This is a genomic window from Oscillospiraceae bacterium (assembly GCA_031265355.1).
GTDB lineage: Bacteria > Bacillota > Clostridia > Oscillospirales > UBA929 > JAIRTA01.
Genome location: JAISCT010000023.1, coordinates 1 through 15,584 on the forward strand (window position 1 = coordinate 1; position 15,584 = coordinate 15,584).

The 15,584-nt window shown below is 55.4% G+C and carries 14 protein-coding genes; 10 read left to right on the forward strand and 4 right to left on the reverse strand.

All coding sequences use genetic code 11. From position 1 onward, the window contains the following. Window positions 1-152 precede the first annotated feature (152 nt). Window positions 153-1,268 (reverse strand): helix-turn-helix domain-containing protein, encoded by a 1,116-nt coding sequence (locus LBK75_03255; protein MDR1157312.1) that lies wholly within the window; start codon window positions 1,266-1,268, stop codon window positions 153-155. Between the two features lie 451 nt (window positions 1,269-1,719). Between LBK75_03255 and LBK75_03260 the strand changes: the two genes are divergently transcribed. Then, window positions 1,720-3,888, forward strand: coding sequence for a histidine kinase (locus LBK75_03260; GenBank protein ID MDR1157313.1), 2,169 nt, complete (start codon window positions 1,720-1,722; stop codon window positions 3,886-3,888). 128 nt (window positions 3,889-4,016) lie between these two features. On the opposite strand, the gene LBK75_03265 is transcribed toward LBK75_03260, so the two are convergent. Both LBK75_03265 and LBK75_03270 read right to left on the reverse strand, forming a co-directional pair. Next, window positions 4,017-4,241, reverse strand: coding sequence for a transposase (locus LBK75_03265; GenBank protein ID MDR1157314.1), 225 nt, complete (start codon window positions 4,239-4,241; stop codon window positions 4,017-4,019). A 348-nt stretch (window positions 4,242-4,589) separates the two neighbouring features. Further along, window positions 4,590-6,758 (reverse strand): ATP-dependent helicase, encoded by a 2,169-nt coding sequence (locus tag LBK75_03270; GenBank protein MDR1157315.1) that lies wholly within the window; start codon window positions 6,756-6,758, stop codon window positions 4,590-4,592. Window positions 6,759-7,137: 379 nt separating this feature from the next. Here LBK75_03270 and ruvA point away from each other — a divergent pair, with 379 nt between their 5' ends. From ruvA to LBK75_03315, 9 genes are all read left to right on the forward strand, one after another. After that, window positions 7,138-7,740: a Holliday junction branch migration protein RuvA gene (ruvA, locus tag LBK75_03275; GenBank protein ID MDR1157316.1), complete on the forward strand. Its 603-nt coding sequence runs from the start codon at window positions 7,138-7,140 to the stop codon at window positions 7,738-7,740. A 56-nt stretch (window positions 7,741-7,796) separates the two neighbouring features. Continuing rightward, on the forward strand, window positions 7,797-8,843 hold the full coding sequence (gene ruvB / locus LBK75_03280; GenBank protein ID MDR1157317.1) for a Holliday junction branch migration DNA helicase RuvB: 1,047 nt from the start codon (window positions 7,797-7,799) through the stop codon (window positions 8,841-8,843). A gap of 146 nt (window positions 8,844-8,989) precedes the next feature. After that, entirely contained in the window at window positions 8,990-10,333 is a 1,344-nt protein-coding gene (gene glmM / locus LBK75_03285; protein MDR1157318.1) for a phosphoglucosamine mutase, read from the forward strand. A 319-nt stretch (window positions 10,334-10,652) separates the two neighbouring features. Continuing rightward, window positions 10,653-11,048: a hypothetical protein gene (locus LBK75_03290; GenBank protein MDR1157319.1), complete on the forward strand. Its 396-nt coding sequence runs from the start codon at window positions 10,653-10,655 to the stop codon at window positions 11,046-11,048. Window positions 11,049-11,058: 10 nt separating this feature from the next. Beyond that, the gene (locus LBK75_03295; GenBank protein MDR1157320.1) at window positions 11,059-11,337 is read left to right on the forward strand and encodes a zinc-ribbon domain containing protein; all 279 of its coding nucleotides are present in this window, start codon (window positions 11,059-11,061) and stop codon (window positions 11,335-11,337) included. Between the two features lie 93 nt (window positions 11,338-11,430). Beyond that, window positions 11,431-11,640 carry a DUF1858 domain-containing protein gene (locus tag LBK75_03300; protein ID MDR1157321.1) on the forward strand — a complete coding sequence of 70 codons (210 nt, stop codon included), beginning with the start codon at window positions 11,431-11,433 and terminating at the stop codon, window positions 11,638-11,640. Window positions 11,641-11,724: 84 nt separating this feature from the next. After that, window positions 11,725-12,408 carry a class I SAM-dependent methyltransferase gene (locus tag LBK75_03305; protein MDR1157322.1) on the forward strand — a complete coding sequence of 228 codons (684 nt, stop codon included), beginning with the start codon at window positions 11,725-11,727 and terminating at the stop codon, window positions 12,406-12,408. 40 nt (window positions 12,409-12,448) lie between these two features. Continuing rightward, entirely contained in the window at window positions 12,449-13,270 is an 822-nt protein-coding gene (locus tag LBK75_03310) for a Nif3-like dinuclear metal center hexameric protein (GenBank protein ID MDR1157323.1), read from the forward strand. A gap of 59 nt (window positions 13,271-13,329) precedes the next feature. Beyond that, entirely contained in the window at window positions 13,330-15,066 is a 1,737-nt protein-coding gene (locus LBK75_03315) for an NFACT family protein (GenBank protein MDR1157324.1), read from the forward strand. 323 nt (window positions 15,067-15,389) lie between these two features. Here the strand turns inward: LBK75_03315 and LBK75_03320 are convergent. Continuing rightward, the coding region (locus LBK75_03320; GenBank protein ID MDR1157325.1) for an integrase at window positions 15,390-15,584 on the reverse strand (195 nt) is incomplete at its 5' end.

Sequence of the window (15,584 nt, forward strand, 5' to 3'; positions counted from 1 at the left end):
TTCCGCTATCAGACCTACGAGCGCGCGTTCTTCTTCGTTCAGTTGTGTCATCGAGAACATCTCCTCCTTCTTTCCTTGTGGAGATTATTCCCATTTACACGGCCCGCTATACGTCCTCAGATATTCTGTCAAGGTATATTGTCGATAATCTCTTAAACTGAAAGACTCTTCTTATATTCCCTTGGGGACATTCCAGTGTATTTTTTAAATATCCTTGAGAAATAAGAAAAATTGGTAATTCCAACCGCTGTTGATATATTGCTTACCAGCATATTCATGCTCATAAGCTGTTTCGCTCGTTCAATACGCATACCCGTGACATACTCGGGAATAGAAATGCCAACTTGTTTATTAAACAGTCTAGACAGATAATCTGAGTTGATCGCCAAAACTCTTGCGATATTCTGCCGGTTAATATCATTTGTATAGTTTTCTTGAATATAGGATTTTGCTTTCTCTATAATTGTGTCGTTGGGCTTCTTTTCATCCAGACAAGCAATTGCCTTGTCAATAAAATGGTTTAGCCATCTTACCATATCAAGAACTGATACTGTTGCTTTTTTGTAAAGATCGGAGAGAAGTTCATCATCAAACATCACGTTTGGTGGAATATCAAAATCATTGAGCAATTTATATGTATTATTAATAAAATCATAATGAAATAACGTTAAAAAACTAGAATTAACCGGAATTATTGTTTTGGCCTTTTGAAAAAAGCTTTTTATATCATCAAGCAACTTGATTTTCTCGAAGTTAAGAAAGCACCATTTCCATTCTTCCCAATAAGCATCGACACTGATCTCTAAAGGATTGCAGTCTTTCAAATGTGCATTTTCGGCGGCAACCTGTTCGGGGTACTCATAATTACCGCTTGGAGAATGGTTGTTATTAATCTTAATTCTTGAGATCGAGCGTTCGATCGCCGATTCAATGACATCCATTGGCTCAGTTTTCAGGATATAATCATTGCCTCCTAGTTTTAACGCGTCCTGGGCGTATAAAAATTCAGCGTAATTTGTTAAAAAAACAAATTCGGCTTTATATTTATTCTCCCTGGCCCACTTTAACAGATCAAGGCCGGTACCGCCAATAACCTCAATGTCGCATATAGCAAGATCAATATTGTTTTTTTCGAATAGCAGACGTCCGTCTGGTACATTGTTCGCAGTAAGATGGTTTGTGACATCTAGTCGAGACCAGTCAATATTGATTAACAACGACCGGAACACAGTGATGTCATCTTCAAAAATGAGAACAGTATACCCCATTTGCCATACCCCTTTAATTAACTATCTCGAACTTCGCAGATGAAAAAGTTGCTTCAACCCCAGTAAAATCAAAGGTTACAGCTATTTGGTTATTCGTTTTTCGACCGATTTTCTCAGAAATATTCGCATTCTGTCCAACGAAAGGATCATGTTTTTCGGATCTGAAAAAGCGATTGTTTTCCGATGAAAGAACATACAAGAGTGCCGAGAAATCCAGTGAATCCAATGTTTTTAAGCCACTCTTTGATCGTGTTATTGAAATTCTTAATAGAATAACTAAAGAAAGAATAAATGTAACTGTTATAATGGGATCGTATCCGTATTCAAGTATCGACTCAAAAATAAACTCCAAGCTCGCCGACAAACAGCAACTGGATCTTTTCTGCGGTTACCGGATTTTCGCTTCGCTTGCCGCGAGAAATACTATTGATCCACTGGATGACTTGCCACAATGAAAGTTTATCAGATGAGGGACACGGGCGTCAAGAGGATTTCGGAGAAAGTCGGGATCGAACAGCTGTACGAGAAGGCCAGCCGGGGGTTGCTGCAACTGAGCATCTCGCTGGGGTTGGATGTGGTGAGGGAGATGATGGAGGCAGAAGTGGCGACGTATGCTGGGCCCAAGGGCAAGCATAGTATGCCCGAGCGGACCGGGTATCGACACGGGACCGAGCAGACGACAGTAGTGTTGGGGGGACAGAAGGTACACACCGAGCGTCCGCGGGTCCGAGCTGTGGATGGGACGGGGGAGCTGCCCTTCGAAGTACTCAAGCTGTTTCAGGATGAGGACCCATTGAACGAAGCGATTCTGGCCTGGATATTGAACGGTGTCAGTACAAGGAAGTACGCACGGACGCTGGATGTGCCGGGAGCGAGGCCGGTCTGGCTGAGAGGGAAAAGGGGAAATAGCGTGAAAAACAGACCAATTAGAAAAACGCTGCTAATTTACGTACCGTCTATCCTTATTCCAATATTGATTTTTATCAATATCAGCTACTCTTTAGTAGTTTCAACCCTTCGTGATCAGATTTCTTTGAGCAACATTGATATTGCTTCACTCTATGTGGATCAAGTTGATTCATATTTGTCCGACAATAATTTGCTGCTGGTTACTAAAAGGAGTGACACTTCACAGTTAATGAAACTTAGCAGTCCGGATGATGATCAGCGTCTATTAGCGAATGTATCTTTATTCAACGACTTTCGTAAAACAATAAATTTATATCCCGCAATAGACAATATCTTTGCATACACTACCAAGTATAATTGTGTTGTTTCGGCCTCGGGAGAAAAGATCTCTTATTCCGAAAAAAAGTCTTTATGGAGATATATTGAAAGCCTCCCGTCGAACGGAGAAAATGTTGATGTTAATTGGACTCTCGTTACGATAAATGGGAACAAATATTTTTTAAATGTCAAGGCATTTGACGGGGGATATTTGGGCATAGTGACAAAACCCGGAACCTTAAAATCACTACTGCCCTATGATAAATTGAAGATTACAAACTTGATTTTCGCCGATAATAGCGGAAACCCTCTAACAGATATAAATCTGACACAAGAACACCAACTTGACCTTTCAAAAGACTTATCATCCTATTATTTAACCGGAAATGCAGAGAAGCAGCTGATTGTAGGCGCAGAGTCGGCTATGGCAAATTTCCGGCTGCTCTTGGTTAAACCCGATAAAGAGATTAGGCATAATATCTCTTGGGTATACTCTTTGTCATACGTTATAATAATTGCGTCATTTCTATCGTTCGCAGGGGTTATTTTTTGCCTTTGCAGAAAGGTTATGAATCCTATGGAACGTATTAGAGACGCAATCATTAAAATGGGGCAAGGGGATTTCTCATTTGATACAAGTTCTAAGGGTATTGCTCGCGAGTATGTAGATATATATAATTCTTATATGCAAATGCTAAAGCAGATTGAGACATTAAAGATTCGTAATTATGAAGAACGCATTAAGAGGCAACAAGCAGAACTACAGTTTTACCAAATGCAGATTAAGCCTCATTTTATCTTGAATTGTCTTACTACAATAGCGAATTTATCCCGAACAGGAGAAAATGAAAAACTGTATGCATTTATCTCTGATTTTTCGCACTTTTCGCGTTATATGTTTCATAAAGAATTTGTTCTTGTGTCACTGAAAGACGAGCTCAGCCAGATTGAGCATTTTATTAATATGCAAAAAATTAGATTGCCTGATAAAGTGTTTTTAATGACCGAAATTCCTGACGATTTCAATGACCGCCGGATTCCGGCTATGATATTGCAAACTCTTGTGGAAAACAGCATAAAACATGGTTTGGATCCATCATATGATATATGTATATTTATACAATGCAGCGAAATCAACTCTTTATTAAATAATGAAAATATTTTGACTCTAGTTGTTGAAGATACCGGTAAAGGGTTTCCAAGCGAAGTCTTGGCGGAAATAAATAGTCCATACTTAGAAATGAATCATGTCAAGGGTTTCGGCTTGAGGAATGTAAAAGCAACTTTGGATCTTAATTACAACGGAAAAGCAAGTATATTCTTTGAAAATATGGAGCCAACTGGGGCCCATATAGAGATAAAATTGCCGGGAAAAGATACCTATAAGGATTAAACGCTGAAAAAGGCTTTAATCCTTTTTTATTATACTTCCTAATGGATAGATTTTCCTTTCGGACCGTCGCTCGGGTCACATCTTATTCACTAAAGAAGTCAGAATTTTACCAGAAGTTTTTATTTGTTTTATAGATAATCCGTTTTGGTTTCCGGTTCTGGCAAGCCAAGATTCAACCAAGTCAAGATCATATGCCGTGTGAACACAACAGCCACAGAACAAACAATGGCGTCAAACGAGCGGCTTTGGCATTCACGAGCAAACCCGAGGCAGGACTTTATGGTTTTGAAGAAGACCTCAATATTCCAACGTCGGGCATAGAGTGAGGCGACCTGTTGCGGGGACAGAGACAAATTTAAACGATTGGCTCATGGCGTATTGACACAATTTGTAAGCATTGGTGCGTTTATCAAAGTCCGTCCGGCTACCGTTTATCCGGGTTTTCTCTTTATGAGAACTCAACAGGCGGAAGTCCACCGGGACAGTAGTGTTTTTCAAGTGGAAACATAGCGTAAGGGTCTGTCGGAAAATAAAGTGTGCAGTTGGCGCAGCAATTTTGTGTTCCGGCAACGCGGCCGGGGCGCAAAAGGGCAAGTCAAATGTATAGGTTATTTTTCGACAGACCCTTAGGCAGCGGAACGATGGGAGTGGAACGAGTAAGGGAGGGGGGCGCCGCGTCATGTTGACACGCCGGCGACAGTTCATGAAATTTCCTCCGATGCGGCGGTCAGTTCCGTACCGAAACGGATGCTGCGCTCGGTGGACAGGGCGTCGAAACGGATGACGTAGCAACCCTCGCGGAGACGCAGCTCCGCCACGGTTCCCGCGCCGAAGACGGGATGTACCACGCGTTTGCCGGCTTCAAAGACCGGCCGGTTGTGTCTCAATAGCTCCTCCTCATAGGCGATGCGCCGCCGCGCGTTTTCCTCCAGAGAGGTGTCCAGTGGCGTTATAATTTCTAAATTTTCCCATCCCATGTCGAAGAGAAAGCGTGAGGGACATTTGAAGAGACCGTCGCCCAGCGCACCCTCGGCGTCGGAGAGATAGAGGCGGTCCATCGCTCGGGTCACCGCGACGTAGGCGAGCCGGCGCTCCTCCTCCATGGCATCGAGAGTGTCGATCCGCCGGCCGGGGAAGACGCCTTCGCTCAGGCCGCAAACGAACACATGGGGGAACTCCATGCCTTTTGCGGTGTGAATGGTCATCAGTTTGACGTTCTCACGCGTTCGCGTATCCTCGCGGTCGAGGTTCGTGAGCAGCGCGACCCGCGCCAGAAAGTCCTCCAGTGTGGCGTCCGCGTCCTGTCCCAGCGCCGCTACCGCCCGCGTGAGTTCCGCCATGTTGTCGAGGCGCTCCTGGTCCCCCTGAAGGCGCATGTATTCCTCGTAGCCGCTGTGGACGAGCAGCATCTGGAACACATCGCCGGGCGCCGCGCCGGCGATGTGTATCTCCCGGACGGATTCGACGGCGTACACATAGGCCTGGGCCTCCGAACCCCGGAGCCAGTCCGCGTGCAGGTATAACTTCAGCGCGTTGTAGAGCGACAGATTTTGTTGCGCCGCATATGCCTTTAGAGTGTCCAGCTTCTTCTTGCCTATTCGGCGCGGCGGCGTGTGGATTGTCCGCAAAAACGCGATGTCGTCGCCCGCCGTCACCATCCGCAGGTAGCAGACTAAGTCCTTGATCTCCCGCCGCCCGTAAAATTCGATGCCGCTGAAGATTCGGTAGGGGAGTTCGTGTTCGATCAAACTCTCCTCCAGCGCTCTTGTTAAATGGTGGGCGCGGTACAAAATGGCCACGGAGCCGAGCGGCGTGCCGCCGGCGCGCAGAGCCCCGATCTCGGTGCAGATCCATTCGGCCTCCTCCCGCTCGCCGCGCGCATGACAGTAGAGCGGCCGTCGGCTGGAGGGTCTTGCGGGGACGAGAGGGTGGGGCAGGCGTCGCGTGTTTTTCGCGATCAGCGCGCCCGCCGCCGCAAGGATCTCCGGGGTAGAGCGGTAGTTTGTCGTTAACGCGAGGGTTCTGGCGTTTGGGTATACCTTGTCGAAGTCCAAAAAGAGCGCGACGTGGGCGTCGCGCCACGAATAGATCGTCTGGTCCGGGTCGCCCACGATGAACAGATTGCCGTGCTTTTCGGCCAGAATGCGCGCAATCTTGTACTGTCGTCCGCTCACATCTTGGAACTCGTCTACCATGACGTACTGCATCCGGTCCTGCCACTTCTGCCGGACGTCGGGCGCATGTTCGAGCAGGTAGAGGGCAAAATTAATGAGATCATTGAAGTCGCAGCCGAAACATTTTCGTTGTTCCTGAAGGTAGCGCAGGAAGATCGCCTCGTCCCGGCTGCCCGCCTGCGCCACGGCTGCCGCCAGCGGCTGCCCGTCGGGCGTGCTGAGGTGATCGATGTAGCTCTGTGCCAGCAGCTTTTTGGCCTCCAACACCTCGTCGATGGTCCGTTTTATCGTAGTCTCCCGCAAAGTCAGACCCATGTCGCCGAAAACCTTCAGCAGCAGTTGCTTTTGGTCCTCGATGTCCAGGATGAGGAAGTTCTTCGGGTAGTGCAGTCTGTGGATGTCCTCGCGCAGGAGATGCACGCAGAAGGCGTGGAAGGTGCCGAGAAAACCGAGATCCAGGTCGCCGAGTACGGCGCGCACCCGGTGCTGCATCTCGTGGGCCGCCCGGTTTGTGAATGTGGCGCAAAGGATGTTGCGCGGGGCGATGCCGAGCGCGGAGACGAGATGGCAGAAGCGGGCTGTCAGCGCCCGCGTCTTGCCCGTGCCTGCCCCGGCGGCCACTCGCACGGCGCCCTCCGTCGTCAGGACAGCCTCTCGCTGCGCCTCATTGAGGCCGGTCGCGTCGTTTGTCGTCACGAGAAAGATCCCCCCTCGTTATCCAAAGTCAAAGGGCATCGCATGTTGTGCCTCTATTCGTTGATTCTGGTCAGTATAACATATTTTCTTGAAAAATGCAATGAGTAATTTGGATTTAATATGAATAAGCAACATTGAATCAAAAAACAGTCGTCGACCAGGGCAGATTTTCGTTGTATTTTCTGTTCATAGAAAATTTACAATTGTTATGCGGAAACCCTCCTTGACGCGGGCATGTAAAAACAACATGACAGCGGTGGCGGAACATGATATAATGCCCGTGACGGTTCTGTTTTGGGTATGAAACGAACAGAGCGCACAAAAAGGAAAATATTTACAAATGTGGAGTGCAACGCTCCATATTATGGGAGAAACCTCCATGTTCGATTACATCCGAGGCGAGGTGGCGCACACGGAGCCCTATCTGGCCGTGATTGATGCCGGCGGCGTGGGGTACGCCTGCCACACCAGTCTTTCGACGCTGCGGACGCTGCACACGGGACAGACGGCCCGACTGTATACCTTTTTGTATCTCCGCGAGGGCATCTGCGATCTGTACGGCTTCGCCGCGCGAGAGGAGCTTGCGGCCTTCAAGATGTTGATCGGCATCTCGGGCGTGGGTCCGCGCGTGGCCACGGCCATTTTATCGGTCACAACGCCAGAGCGGCTGGCTCTCTCGGTGCTCACCGGTGACGAGAAGGCGCTGACAGCGGCGTCGGGCGTCGGCAAAAAGCTGGCGCAGCGCATCGTACTGGAACTGAAAGACAAACTCGGCAAGTCGTTTTCCGCCCCGGCGTCGACCTCCGGGTCGGCGTCTCTCGTCGGGCCGGGCGCCCTCACGCAGGTGGGCGAGGCGCAGGCCGCTCTGATGGTCCTGGGTTACTCCGCCGCGGAGTCGCTCCAGGCGCTGAACGGCATCGACGCGGAAGAGATGAGCGTGGAGGCGCTGATCCGTGCGGCATTGCGCCGTATGGTGAAGTGACCGGATGAATCCCATTTCGGGGGGAGGGCGCGGCGATGGGCATTCAATTTGACGATATGGAAGAGCGGCTCGTCACCGCTTCGTTGCTGCGGGACGACGACACGGAGGTATCGTTGCGCCCACATACCCTGCTTGAGTATATGGGGCAGGAAAAGGCCAAGGAGAGCCTGCGTATCTACATAGAGGCGGCCCGGGGCCGACGGGAGCCGCTGGACCATGTGTTGCTCTATGGGCCGCCTGGGCTCGGCAAGACGACGCTGGCCGGTGTCATCGCCCACGAGATGGGTGTGAACATCCGCATCACGTCGGGGCCTGCTATCGAGAAGGCGGGGGATCTCGCGGCGCTGCTCACGAATTTGAGCGAACACGATATCCTTTTTGTGGATGAGATCCACCGCCTGAACCGTGCGGTGGAAGAAGTGCTCTACCCGGCCATGGAGGACTATGCGGTGGATATCATCCTCGGCAAGGGGCCGTCCGCCCGTTCCATTCGACTGGACCTGCCGCGCTTCACACTGATTGGCGCCACGACGCGGGCCGGGCAGCTCACGGCGCCGCTGCGCGACCGGTTCGGGGTCATCCTCCGGCTGGAGCTCTATACGCCGGAGGAGCTTTTGCAGATCCTGCGGCGCAGCGCGTCCATCCTGGACATCCCCATTGAGACGGACGGCGCGACGGAGATCGCCCGCCGCTCGCGGGGCACGCCGCGAATCGCGAATCGCATCCTCCGGCGGGTGCGTGACTTTGCTCAGGTACGGGCCGACGGAGTGATCACAAAACCGGTGGCGGACGCCGCGCTCTCCATGCTGGAGATCGATCATCGGGGGCTCGACGCCGTCGACCGGCGCATGCTTGAGGCCATCATTCGCAATTTTTCGGGCGGGCCCGTGGGGCTCGATACGCTGGCTGCCAGCATCGGGGAGGAGTCCATCACTCTGGAGGACGTATACGAGCCCTTCCTGCTGCAGCTCGGGTTTATCAACCGTACGCCGCGTGGGCGCTGTGTCACTCGTCTCGCCTGCGAGCATCTGGGTGTTCCCTATGTGGGGCAGGAGCCGGGTGGTCTCCCGCACGGGACTCAGGAATGGATCGAACTGCCATGAGAAGCTGTTAACGGTCCCTGAGACCGCCGCCGGCGGCCGGGCACAAGACAGAGGGCGTGCCGCATACACTGTAGGTGAGGCGCCGGCGCTGCGGGAGGCGCCCTCAGGACATTTGGCTGAGATTGAGACAGAGAGGAAAAGACGACATGGGTAAATTGTTTGGAACCGACGGCATCCGCGGGGTGGCCGGCGAGACGTTGAGTGGGGAACTGGCTTTTCGGGTCGGGCAGGCCGCCGCGCGCGTACTCACGGAGACGGAGCGGCACAAGGCCAGCTTCTGCATCGGGAAGGACACCCGCGTCTCTTCAGACATGTTGGAGGCGGCGCTTGTGGCGGGCGTGACCTCGGTGGGGGCCGACGCCGTGCTGCTCGGCACGGTGCCGACGCCGGCGGTGGCCTACCTGACTGCGCATACCGCCGACGCCGGGATCATGATCTCCGCGTCGCACAACCCATTTGAGCACAACGGCATCAAAATCTTCAACGCGCAAGGTTACAAGCTCTCCGACGCTCTGGAGGAGGAGATGGAGGAGATGATCCTCTCGGATCGTCCTTGCCCGCAGGAGACCTTCGAGCGCATCGGACGGATCCAGCGCGATGAGATGCTGGTGGAGCGCTACATCGCCCACCTGATGGACGTGGTGGAAGGCGATCTCTCCGGTCTGCGTGTGGCCATCGACTGCGCCAACGGCGCGGCGGTCCGCACGGCGCGAGGGCTTTTTTCTCGTCTGGGGCTGCGTTACGAGCTTTTGTTTGACAAGCCGGACGGGGTCAACATCAATACGGGCTGCGGATCCACGCATCTGGACGCGCTGCGGGAGCGGGTCATCGAGGGTCGGTTTGACCTGGGGGTGGCCTTCGACGGGGACGCCGACCGCTGTCTGGCGGTGGACGAGAACGGACGCCTCATCGACGGAGACCAGATCATGGCGGTCTGCGGGCTGGATGAGAAGTGCCGAGGCCGACTGCACCACGACACCATCGTGGCCACGGTGATGAGCAACCTAGGATTCCATCGTTTTGCCCGAGACAATGGGCTGCACGTCGTCTCCGCCGCCGTCGGCGATCGCAACGTGCTGGAGGAGATGCGCAAAGGAGACTACACACTGGGCGGCGAACAGTCCGGACATCTCATCTTTCATCGGTACGCCACAACCGGCGACGGACAGCTCACGGCGCTGCGCTTTTTGGAGATCGCCGCGCGCTCCGGCCGGCGGGCGTCGGGACTCCTGGCTGGTTTCGCGCAGTATCCGCAGCTCATTGTCAACGTGCGCGTGCGCAACGAGATGAAGCATATGCTGACCGGGCACGCGGAGGTGGCGGCGGCCATCCGCGGGGCGGAGGAGCGGTTGGCCGGCGACGGACGCATTCTGGTGCGCCCCTCCGGTACGGAGCCACTGGTCCGCGTGATGGTGGAAGGTCCCGAGGACACGCTTGTACAGTCTCTGGCGGAGTCCATTGCCGCGGTCATCAGCCGCGTCTCCGCCTAAAGAGCCCCATTTTTTCCTATAACAGCTGTATTTTTGTATTTTTCTAAAAAATAGAAAAATACAGTGACAAACAGAGAAATGCTGGACTATCGCACGCCAGAAGTGATGAAAACGGACAAAGAGCATTTTTTATTGCTCCCCCGATTAAGAAGAAAAACGACAACGTTTGTGAAATGTCTTGACAGATGGAAGGCTTTGTGTTTATAATAGATAAGCAATACTTCCTTCTTACACATTTGCTGTTTTGTGCATACGCAACTGAGTATATCCGGTTTGTCAACACGGTCAATCGCTGCAAGCACAACCACGTAACAGTTATATGTCCATAGAGCCCCCCTCTTCGAACGGTGCGGAGGAAACCTGCGCCGCGGACTTTGTCTTGTATCCCGACTGTCGTCTAGACCCCGAAGCGTTTGCCATTGGGCGCGAGGAATTCACGGAGTTTATCGGCACATGGAAGGGACTGCTGTCCGGCTTGGAAGCCGAGATTTTGGGGCATTATCTGGAAAGGCTGTCGTATCGGGAAATTGCAGCCATCGTTTGTGAGTCCCCGAAGTCGGTGGACAACGCCGTTCAACGCGCCAGAAAGAAGCTGGCCAACCTATTGGCGATAGCAGGGAACCCTGCCGAGCATATTTTAGCCCCGTGCCTCAAGTCCGTCGAACCTTTCAAGACGTCGGTGAGAACATCCACGGGCAAGACTGAGTCAAAGTGAGGGAAAAAACATGTACGAAGACAGAACCTTAAAGTGCAAAGAATGCGGTGAGGACTTTGTGTTTACCGCCGGTGAGCAGGAGTTTTACGCGGAGCGCGGCTTTATGAACGAGCCGCAGCGCTGCAAGAACTGCCGCGACGCCCGTAAAAACGCTTCTCGTGCTCCGAGAGAGTTCTTTACCGCCGTCTGCGCTTCCTGTGGAGGAGAGGCCAAGGTGCCTTTCGAGCCGAAGACCGATCGTCCGGTCTATTGCAGTGATTGCTTTGCCCGCATGAGAGAAAACGGCTAAGGAATCCAGATCGGGGCCGCCCACTGGGCGGTCCCGATTTTTTGAAGCAAAATATGGGCGGGCTAACCCGCCGGAAAATCGGGGGCGATACGCGTGGTACAGGTGACGAAGGATTCCATCGTTGGCGATATATTGCAGATCGACGGTCAGACGGCGCACTTCTTTTTGGAGATTGGAATGCACTGCCTCGGCTGCCCGGCCTCGCGCGGCGAGACGTTGGAGCAGGCCTGTCTGGTGCACGGCGTCGACGCGGACGAGATGCTGCACAAGATCAATGCGCATCTGGAGAAAAGTACAGCCTGACGACAATTGACAGTTGGCAGTTGCAAACACCCCCGCCTCAGCGGGGGTGTTTATCTACTGATGGGTGGCGAGGGGGCGAAGACGGTGATACAATTGCCGGATCGGCTGCGCGTGCTCACCGAGTTCATTCCGCCGGGCGCGCGGGTGGCCGACATCGGGACAGATCACGCGCGTCTGCCCGTATGGCTCGTGCAGACGGGCAGGGTCGCCTGCGTCGTGGCCACGGACGTCCGTGAAAAGCCGCTGGCACGGGCTCGCCGTTTGGTGGAACACTGCGGGTTGGAGGCGTCTATCCGGCTGGTGCAGACGGACGGTCTGCAGGGTCTCTCCGGGGAGAGACCGGACACAGTGGTCATCGCCGGCATGGGGGCCGACACGATCGCCGGGATCCTGCGCACCGCGCCGCCGCTGCCGGAGGCGGTCTTTTTGCTGCAGCCCATGACGCACGCCGAACGGCTGCGGCTCTTTTTGGCTGAACACGGTTATGAGTTGTATGGAGAGCGGTTGGCGGCGGAGGGAGGCCGGCTGTACAATGTGTTGGCGGCTCGCCCGGGTGGGCCGCGCGTCACACCGCCGCCAGGTGCCTGGTATGTGGGGCCGGCGTTGCGCGCGGCAGGGGATCCGCTTTTTCCGGTCTATCTCGCCCGCCAGATCCGGCGGTTGCGTGCGGAGATGCGAGCGCTGGCCGCCTCGCGCAAGCCGGAGGACGCGGAGCGACTGACATGGGTGAAAGCGGCGTTGACAGCGCTGGAGAATGCCGCTTGCTGACAGACCCTTAGATGCTACGACGAGACGGGAGGAGATTGTGATGGCGTGCACGGTGGGCAAGATAGAGGCTGTTTTGGAGGACTTCGCGCCGTCTGCCTGGGCGCGGGACGTCTTTCCGGAGGACAACGCCGGGCTCCTGCTGGGACGGCGCGAGGCGCCGGTGTCCCGCGTGCTGGTGGCGCTCGACGCGGACCGGCGCGCGGTGGAAGAGGCGGTGGCGCAGGGAGTGCAGTTGTTGGTGACGCACCACCCGGTGACCTTCGGGACCCGGCGGATCACCGGGGAGACAGAGGAGGGCGCGCGTTTGCTGACGCTGGCCGAGCATAAAATCGCCGCTCTCTGCATGCATACGAATTGGGACGCGGCGCCGGACGGCGTCAGCGAGGCGCTGGCCCGCGCGGTGGGCCTCGCGCCGCCCTATGAGATACTGGGTGCTCGGTTTGTCCATACGGACGGGCGGGTATACGGTCTCGGGCGCGTGGGCCGGCTGCCGGCGCCCTGTTCCCCGGAATGTCTGGCCGAGCAGGTCCGAGTCCGGCTGCATGGTCCCGGGGTGCGCTTTGTGGCCGGCAGCCGGTCGTCATATCTGGTGGCCGTCGGCAGCGGCGCGTCGGGCGGCCAGTTCGACGACGTGCTGCGCCATGGATGCGACACCTTCATCACCGGAGATGTAAAACATAGCCTTTTCTTGACGGCGCGGGCCTGCGATGTCACACTGATCGACGCCGGGCATTTTCACACGGAACATCCCATCGTTACATCCGTAGCAGCGCACCTGCGCCGGGTACTGCCCGGTCTCACCGTTTTGGAGTCGGAGACCACGCAGGAGCCCGCCGTCTGGCTCAGCATGACGCAGCACTGAAATAAGAGAAAAACTGTCAATTTGCAATTGTCAGTTGCCAAGAAAGGTTGGGAGGAAAAATGCCGCTGGACGCGGTGTGTCTGTCGGCACTGGCCGACGAACTGGGCGCCGCTCTGGCGGGCGGCCGTGTGGACAAAGTCTTCATGCCGGCGCGCGAGGAGGCGGTATTGGCCATGCGTGGACCCGGCGGGCCGGCGCGGTTGCTGCTCGCGGCTGGGTCCCGCACGCCGCGGGCGCATATCACCGAGGTGGTACGGGAGAACCCCGCCGCACCGCCGATGTTTTGCATGCTGCTGCGCAAGCATCTGATCGGCGCGCGTCTGGTCGAGGTCCGGCAGCCGCCGCTTGAGCGCGTGCTGCTGTTTGTGTTTGACGCCACAGACGAGATGGGTGAACCCTGCCGGAAGACGCTGGCGGCGGAGCTCATGGGCCGGCACTCGAACCTGATTTTGATCGGCTCGGACGGGCGCATCGTCGACTGCTTGCGGCGGGTGGACATGGAGATGTCCGAGCGGCGTCAGGTGCTGCCCGGACTTTTCTATCACCTGCCGCCGGGGCAGGGCAAGCGGGATCCGCTTACCACGGACGGGACAGTCTGGGCGGCGCTGGCCGCCGGCCGGCCGCCGGGGCAGCCTTTTGACGACTGGTTGCTCCAGACCTTTGCCGGCCTGCCGCCGCTGCTGTGCCGAGAGATCGTCCACTTAGCTGGCGGTCCGTCGGCTGAGGATGAGGTTTGTCTGCGGGCGGCGCTGGCATGGCGGTCGGAGGTGTTGGCGCGGCATTTTGCGCCCTGGCTGCTCATGGAAGGGGATGGGGCGGTCGATTTCTCTTACCGGCCCATCACTCAGTACGGGGCGCTGTATGCGCCGCGCCGCGCGGACAGCTTTTCACAGATGCTGGACATCTTTTACGCGACGCGCGACGCCAAGGAACGGATGCGAGCCGGCGCGCAGGAGATGACGAAGCTGGTCACGACGCTGCGTGACCGCGCGCGGCGAAAGGCGGCGGCCCAGCGGCTGGAATGGGAGAAAACCCAGACGCGAGAGCGTCTGCGGGAGTATGGGGATCTTTTGATGGCGAATCTGTACCAGATCGAACCGGGTTGGCGGGCGGTCACAGTGCCGGATTTCTACCGCGGCGGCGAGACGGAGATCCCACTGAACCCTCAATGGACGCCCCAGCGCAATGCGGCGCAATATTATAAGGACTACCGGCGCGCCAAGACTGCCGAGGCAGTGCTGGCGGAGCAGATGGCCGCCGGCGAACGGGAGAGCGAATACTTAGACAGCGTACTGGACGCTTTGGAGCGGGCGTCCTCACGGCAGGACTTGCAGGAAATTGCGGAGGAGCTCACACAGGGCGGGTATTTGAAAGCTGCCAAATCCCGGTCCCGGCGGGACGCACGTCCGGCGACGTCACAGCCGATGCGTTTTGTGAGCTCCGCCGGCGTCACGCTGCTGGCCGGGCGCAACAACCGGCAAAACGACGCGCTCACGATGAAGACGGCCGCCCGAAGCGACATTTGGCTGCACGCGCAAAAGATTCCGGGCAGCCATGTGATCATACGGCTCGACAGCGCGCCGCCCGACGACGTCACATTGAAGGAGGCGGCGGTTATCGCCGCCACACTGTCCCGCGCCGGCGGCGCGTCCAAAGTGCCGGTGGACTATACGCGGGTGTCCCGCGTCAAAAAACCGCCCGGCGCAAAGCCGGGCATGGTGATCTACGACGACTACAAGACCCTCATCGTCCGCCCGGACAAAAATTGCCTGCAACAGCTGTCTGCGGACGGCTGACGCATTTCTGACACCTAAACCATTATGATTCGGCAGTTTCCAAGGCGGCGGGGTCGTCTCCATACATGACGCCCTGCGCGGTGATTTCATCGTCTTGTAAAATAAAAAATAGTATTTTTTCGCGTCACGCCTGAACAGTGTTTTTGTGCCGGACAATTTAATGAAAGCGAGCAAGCCCGCATGAATACTGGATTTATGCGGGCTTGCTCTTTGTTCTTTTGCGTCTGCTCACGCGCCAAAAATCGGCGCGTGGCGCCAAAATGGTGCCTGAGCTTCATAAAGCAATATAAGAAGTGGTAAGGAATTGTAAGCACTTGCGTGATTTACAACTCTGTTTCATGCCCTTTTGCTTTTGGCGGTTTAGGCTTCTCCGCTTCCTTTTCCGTCTGCCCGCCCGCCGCGTGGACGGCGGCGTGGTAGAGGTCAAGCACTTCCTTTTTGCGCTCCAAGCGCACGTCCACATACCGCGCCGTGACCGCTTCAAAGTTCATGGACAGGCCGAGCGACGCGCCGATCCC